This is a genomic window from Bacillus sp. JJ1503, assembly GCF_036965125.1.
GTDB lineage: Bacteria > Bacillota > Bacilli > Bacillales > Cytobacillaceae > Cytobacillus.
In genome coordinates, this window is record NZ_JBALOZ010000247.1 from 9,606 (window position 1) to 15,611 (window position 6,006).

General features: G+C 39.1%; 7 protein-coding genes. 3 read left to right on the forward strand and 4 right to left on the reverse strand.

The features are described from left to right. Together V7149_RS18435 and sda are read right to left on the reverse strand one after the other, a co-directional pair. Nucleotides 1-558, reverse strand: a 558-nt coding sequence (locus tag V7149_RS18435; RefSeq protein ID WP_335347064.1) for a DegV family protein, incomplete at its 3' end; no start/stop codon positions are given. Nucleotides 559-673: 115 nt separating this feature from the next. Continuing rightward, entirely contained in the window at nt 674-844 is a 171-nt protein-coding gene (gene sda, locus V7149_RS18440; protein WP_335347059.1) for a sporulation histidine kinase inhibitor Sda, read from the reverse strand. Nucleotides 845-1,106: 262 nt separating this feature from the next. Here sda and V7149_RS18445 point away from each other — a divergent pair, with 262 nt between their 5' ends. Beyond that, nucleotides 1,107-1,340 (forward strand): hypothetical protein, encoded by a 234-nt coding sequence (locus V7149_RS18445; protein ID WP_335347060.1) that lies wholly within the window; start codon nt 1,107-1,109, stop codon nt 1,338-1,340. A 96-nt stretch (nt 1,341-1,436) separates the two neighbouring features. Here V7149_RS18445 and V7149_RS18450 read toward each other — a convergent pair whose 3' ends face one another. Both V7149_RS18450 and V7149_RS18455 read right to left on the reverse strand, forming a co-directional pair. Beyond that, entirely contained in the window at nt 1,437-2,123 is a 687-nt protein-coding gene (locus V7149_RS18450) for a response regulator transcription factor (RefSeq protein ID WP_335347061.1), read from the reverse strand. A 221-nt stretch (nt 2,124-2,344) separates the two neighbouring features. Continuing rightward, entirely contained in the window at nt 2,345-3,487 is a 1,143-nt protein-coding gene (locus tag V7149_RS18455) for a sensor histidine kinase (RefSeq protein ID WP_335347062.1), read from the reverse strand. A gap of 709 nt (nt 3,488-4,196) precedes the next feature. Here V7149_RS18455 and V7149_RS18460 point away from each other — a divergent pair. Together V7149_RS18460 and V7149_RS18465 are read left to right on the forward strand one after the other, a co-directional pair. Continuing rightward, the gene (locus V7149_RS18460) at nt 4,197-4,835 is read left to right on the forward strand and encodes a YigZ family protein (protein WP_315666379.1); all 639 of its coding nucleotides are present in this window, start codon (nt 4,197-4,199) and stop codon (nt 4,833-4,835) included. A gap of 101 nt (nt 4,836-4,936) precedes the next feature. Then, entirely contained in the window at nt 4,937-5,974 is a 1,038-nt protein-coding gene (locus V7149_RS18465; RefSeq protein ID WP_335347063.1) for an LCP family protein, read from the forward strand. Nucleotides 5,975-6,006 lie beyond the last annotated feature (32 nt).

The window sequence follows — 6,006 nt, forward strand, 5'->3', positions numbered from 1 at the left end:
TGGTTTGACTTGGAGCAGGCTGCCAATGAGTGCCTGGGCGCTGGAAAGCCGGCCGCCACGCTGCAAATGCGAGAGATCATCCACCATAAAATAAGCGCGGATGGATTTCTTCATTTCCTTTAGTCGAGCGATGATTTCTTGAGGGGGTTTGCCTGCTGCTGCCATTTCTGCTGCCTCCAGGACATAGAAGCCTTGCACCATGCAGCTAATTTCTGAATCGAATGGGTAAACCTCAATTCCCTCTGCCATTTCGCCCGCAGAAACAGCTCCTTGAAACGTGCCGCTAATCCCGCTCGAAAGATGAATGCTGATGACCGCATCATATTCCTTGGCCAAATGGTTGAAAAACTCTACAAATTGACCGACGGAAGGCTGAGATGTTGTCGGAAGCTCTTTTTGCCTAACCTCTTGAAAGAATTCCGAAGCTGTAATTTCGACTTCCTCCTGATAGCTTTCATTTCCGAAGATGACACTGAGAGGGATCATATGTATTTGTAGTGAATCCCGCAATTCCTTCGGGATATAGGCTGTACTATCCGTGACAACGGCCGTTTTCATCATTTCGTTACCATCCTTATTTTCTACTAATATCTAGAATTCATTTTATCGGAAATCAACTATGATTGCATTAAATAAGGATAAAAAAGGCCTAGATATGTATATTTCAAAAATACTATGAAATAACTTTGCTATCTGTATTCTCCTTATCACTTTTTACCTCTAAGCCTCTATTTTCTAATTCTGCAGATAATATTTCGATAAAGGAAGGGTCAAGGTTTTGATCAATCGCTTTAAGGTACGTATTAATAAGGACTGTATCTGTCAAACACGCTAAACTTTTCATAAGTCATTCCTCCTATAACCATATTCCTATTTTGTATAAACTCTCAAATTTTGTAAATAGTTGTAGGGAAAATGTTATTATTTTAACAAATTTGATACAATTTGGCGATTTTTATCAATTATGTTAAAGTGAAACTATTAAGCAGGATCTCATCGCCCATTAATCTGCGATAAATATCCTTAACAAAGTGCCCTCGATTTCTTCAAAGGGAGATAAGGATGGAAAAAAGATTTTTTATTGTTCGGGGGAATTTAAAATAAAAATGCTACAGAATTATAAATTCAATCTATTAAAAAGCGAGCTGGGCCGACACAAATCAATCAAGGTACCAAATATGAACTATTCTATTAGCGGGGATGAATTAGCAGACTGGTTACTTGAGGTTTCCTCTCCACGGGAAGTAGATGAAATCGTTCTGATGATTCAATGTGCACGCAAAAGAGGTTCCAAAATCATGTCACTACTTCAAACGATCGCAGCCGCGTTATTAAAATAAAGTAAAAAACACGTCATAGCTTTTAACAGCCATCACGTGTTTTTTTCTTTACAATTTAATTACTGTCCAATGAATGGTGCCCTGCACCGACAAAATTTAGCGGACTTCCACCCAGCCATTTTTAATCGCTACGACAACGGCTTGAGTACGGTCGTTTACATTCATCTTTTGAAGAATATTACTTACGTGGTTTTTAACCGTTTTTTCGCTGATGAAGATAGCTTCACCGATGCCTCGGTTGCTTTTTCCGTCAGCAAGCAGCTGAAGGACTTCGCATTCGCGGCGAGTTAACAAGTGAAGCGGGCGGCGAATTTCTACTCTTTGTGTGTAGCCTCCACCCTTTCCTGACTCTTCAAGTGCTAGACGGCGATATTCATTCACCAAATTATGAGTAACTTTTGGATGCAGGTAGGATCCGCCATCTGCAACAACCTTTACAGCCTCGATTAATGCATCCGCATCCATTTCTTTCAATAAATATCCACTAGCGCCAGTTTTAAGTGCATGAGAAACATAATTTTCATCATCGTGAATAGATAGAATGATGACTTTCGATTCTGGATATTTCTCAATTAACTGTCTCGTTGCTTCTACTCCGTTTGTTGTTGGCATATTGATATCCATGATTACAACATCTGGCAGATTTTTTTCTACAAGGGCTAATGCCTCGCAGCCGTCATCACCTTCTGCAACAACCGAGAATGATTTTTCAAAATCTAGTATTCTCTTTACACCTTCTCTAAACAATTGGTGGTCATCGATTATGACAATCTTTGTAGTCAATTGTGTTCCCTCCCAAATAAATCCCAATTTGTCTAATTCTATTTTTTTCCTCTTATAATTCTACAATTACTATTTAAATACCTGCGTGTTGATTCTGTTACGAACGCCTTTTTGTTTGCAAAAGCCGCTTCTCAGTAAGAGAACCAATTCTGCGGGTATAAGATCTGCATTTTTTACAAGGTCACAATCTCTTTAAAACCTATGTAGTAAAAAACAATTAGTTATAATTGTAATGGAACCTGTATGATGACAATGGTCCCTTTTCCAACTGCTGAATCGATGGCTATCTGTCCTTCCAGCAACTCGACTCTTTCTCTCATGCCCATAATCCCAAAGGAATTGTGCTTCTTTTCTTGAATATCGAAGCCTTTTCCATCATCTTTAATGACAACCGTTACCTTCGATTTATCAATTTCCAGTCCGACTGTGATCTTATTGGCCTCTGCATGCTTTAAAGCATTTTGCACGGATTCCTGAATAAGGCGGAAAAGAGCTACTTCATATTTACCAGGCAGGCGTTTTTCCTCTTTTATATTTGAAAAATCTATTCTAATCGACTTATGATATTCTTCGATGGTCACTAGGTATTTTTTGAGGGTTGGGACTAAACCTAAATCGTCAAGGGCCATCGGGCGCAAATCATAAATAATCCTTCGAACCTCATAGAGGGCGCTTCGGACCATTTTCTTAAGATCGCGGATTTCCCCAATTGCTGCAGGACCCCCTTGCTCCTTATATACTCGTTCAATCAAATCGGAACGCATCATCACATTCGCCATCATCTGTGCGGGGCCATCGTGAATTTCACGGGACAGCCGCTTTCGCTCTTCTTCCTGCGCTTCGATAATTTTCAAGCCAAATTCCTGTTTCAGCTTGGCGTTTTCTAGCATTTCTCCAACCTGTTTCAGATCACTCATTAAATAATTCATAACCACTGAAATTTGCGATATCAAATGCTCGGCACGTTCAATTGTATCATTTAAGCCCACGAGCCTTCTCTCAATATCATCCCGCCTGTCCCGGAGCTGCTTTTCGAGCTGCTGATTCATGGTATAATCCATTTGCAGGCGGTGAGCCTTTTCATAAGCGTCCCGAACCTCAGCCTCAGAATAGTCCTTAAAGTGCTTGCTAACCTCGGAAAGCTTCTTTCTGGCAAAACGAGTCTGAGCCTCAAGCTTGTCCCCTTCGTCAATGGACTTTTTGACAAGCACCTTCACTTCTTTTAGCTCATCGGATAATGTTAAATGCTCCTTGCGGCATTGTTCACCAATTTGAAACACTTCGTCCTTGCTCGAACCAACTGCTTCAACCATTTGCTCTAAAATCATATCAAGTGTTTTCGTATCAAATTTCTTATTACTCATAAGATTTTCCTCCAATGATTAGACGCCCAAAACATCGCATGAGTTTCACTAGGGTCTAACTCAATTTGGCGGGCTAGCAAAGGCTCATTACCTCTCAACTTAGTATTTATAGCCTTGCAGCGATCGGAAGAGTACTAACGGCATGTTTACAATGAATAATATTACTAGGTACCTTCTTTTAAGCCCATTACCTATATCCATTATATTAGTTTTATTTAATAAGAGATACTATCATTCCGCCCATTAAATTATACTAAATCATGAAAAAATCGGTAAAAAGCCTCACACTTGAGTTTTTTCTCTATGTCTTATATCCTAGTATAATGACTATACGTGTGACCAGATCCAAAAGTGTTTTAGCGTTAAGCAGCCTACAATCTGTACTAGCCTAATTTCTCACTATGAGGATAGTGTCATTATACCATGGGACTAAAAATGCTATATTAAGATTTCATTACAAAACAAACTATTTTTTTCAAATTTATTATATTTTAGGAAAAGGCGTAACTTTTGCCATTATTCATTGATGTAAGATTCGTGTCGAATTATAATGATAAAAGCGGAAGCGCCTCGAAACAATCGAATCCCTGCTAAGAATAGTCACTTGTGATCAGCCACGACAAACAGGAAGCAAGGTTGTTCTCAAACTTTCGTTTCGTATTATAATGTAGAAAAGCGATTCAATGTAAGAAGAGAAAGGAGCGGTTATATGCTGCCCCGTTACTATACAGTTAAAGGATACGGCGAAAACGAAATCGTCATCCAAAAATCGCGATTTATTGCTTATGTGACAAGAGCGGAGACTGAGGCAGAAGCCCAGGACTTTATCCAGCAAATCAAAAAGAAGCACTGGGATGCTACCCATAACTGCTCTGCCTATATGATCGGTGAAAATGATCAAATTCAAAAGGCAAACGATGACGGAGAGCCAAGCGGCACAGCCGGAGTTCCCATTCTTGAAGTATTGAAGAAAAAACATCTTAAAGATACAGCCGTTGTGATTACCCGTTATTTCGGCGGAATTAAGCTTGGTGCCGGCGGACTGATCCGCGCCTATGGAAAAGCCACCTCTGAAGGCATCGATGCAACCGGTATCGTCGAACGGAAATTAATGAGAGTCATGCATACAAAAGTCGATTACACCTGGCTTGGCAAGCTAGAAAATGAACTCCGCTCGTCCGTTTATACGATTAAAGACATCCATTACCTTGATAATGTCGAGTTTGAAACGTATGTCGAAGAGGAGCAAACGGAGAACTTCATCAACTGGATGGTTGAGCTTACGAATGGACAAGGTGTTATGTCGAAAGGTGACAAGGTGTATTTGGAGGAAGAAGTGGGAAAATAATTATATTTACGATTGCCTATTATTTATGTAAAATTAACTATTGTTTCAACATTTTTTCCTTGTTCAAAAAACACTATATTAATAAATAAAGTAGGGATAGAATGTCTAAATCTAGGTCAAATAGGCGAAAAAACAGAAAAAAACGCTTTTGGCGAATTACTGTCCTCTTTTTCCTCCTCCTCATCTTAGGTGGCGGATCCTATTTTGCTTATAACGTATTTTACCATGCCAAATTAGCCGGTGAGAATATTTATAAAGAAATTGATCGGGATAAAGTAAAGAATCACCGTACAGAAGAAGTAAAGATTACGAAGGATGCTTTTAATATTCTTTTACTAGGAATAGAAGAGCAAGGCGGCGGTGAAAGATCTGATGTTGTCATGCTTGTAACAGTCAGTCCGCAAACAGGAGAAGTATCCATGCTCAGCATTCCTCGGGATACTAGAACGATGATTCCGGCTGCCGGGTTCAAGACAAAAATCACTGAGTCTTATAGCTATGGCGGTGTAGAGTCTACTATAGAAACAGTTAATCAGTTATTAGATGTACCGATTGATTACTATATCACAACAAATTTCGAAGGTTTTGAAGATATCGTTGACACCCTTGGCGGCGTTCAGGTGAATGTTCCTTTTACATTTAAAGCCCAATTAACAGGAAGTTTAAAATGGAAAACTTACTATGAAGGCCAAATGGACTTGAATGGAAATGAGGCACTTGCCTACGTTAGGATGAGAAAAAAGGATCCAGAAGGTGACAAAGGACGTAATGAAAGACAAAAAGAAGTCATAAAAGCGATCATTGACAAAGGCACTTCTTTTGGATCGATTACAAAAATTGATGATCTATTAGGAGATCTTGGAGAGAATGTTAAAACAAACATCCCTCCATCTCAATTTGCTAGTTTTGTTAAACTTTATTCGAAACTAAAAAGTTCAGAAATTCAAACCCTAGCTTTAAGAGGAACAGATAGTAAATATAATGGGATATCTTACTTTTTCCCAGAAGATGATTCCATCGAAGAAATTAGCACGCTTCTTAATAACACGCTCAACAATACGCCTACCAATAACCTGACAGGAAATCAATCATCCGATTCGAGTTCTTCTGAACAGGCATCAACTGGTGTAGAATACTAATTTCACTTTTTAAAAGATTACTATCTTAATAG

Excerpts from the sequence above, each read along its gene's own strand:
- sda (WP_335347059.1), bottom strand. The coding sequence starts at position 844 with ATGAAAAGTTTAGCGTGTTTGACAGATACAGTCCTTATTAATACGTAC.
- V7149_RS18460 (WP_315666379.1), top strand. The coding sequence starts at position 4,197 with ATGCTGCCCCGTTACTATACAGTTAAAGGATACGGCGAAAACGAAATC.
- V7149_RS18455 (WP_335347062.1), bottom strand. The coding sequence starts at position 3,487 with ATGAGTAATAAGAAATTTGATACGAAAACACTTGATATGATTTTAGAG.
- V7149_RS18465 (WP_335347063.1), top strand. The coding sequence starts at position 4,937 with ATGTCTAAATCTAGGTCAAATAGGCGAAAAAACAGAAAAAAACGCTTT.
- V7149_RS18445 (WP_335347060.1), top strand. The coding sequence starts at position 1,107 with ATGCTACAGAATTATAAATTCAATCTATTAAAAAGCGAGCTGGGCCGA.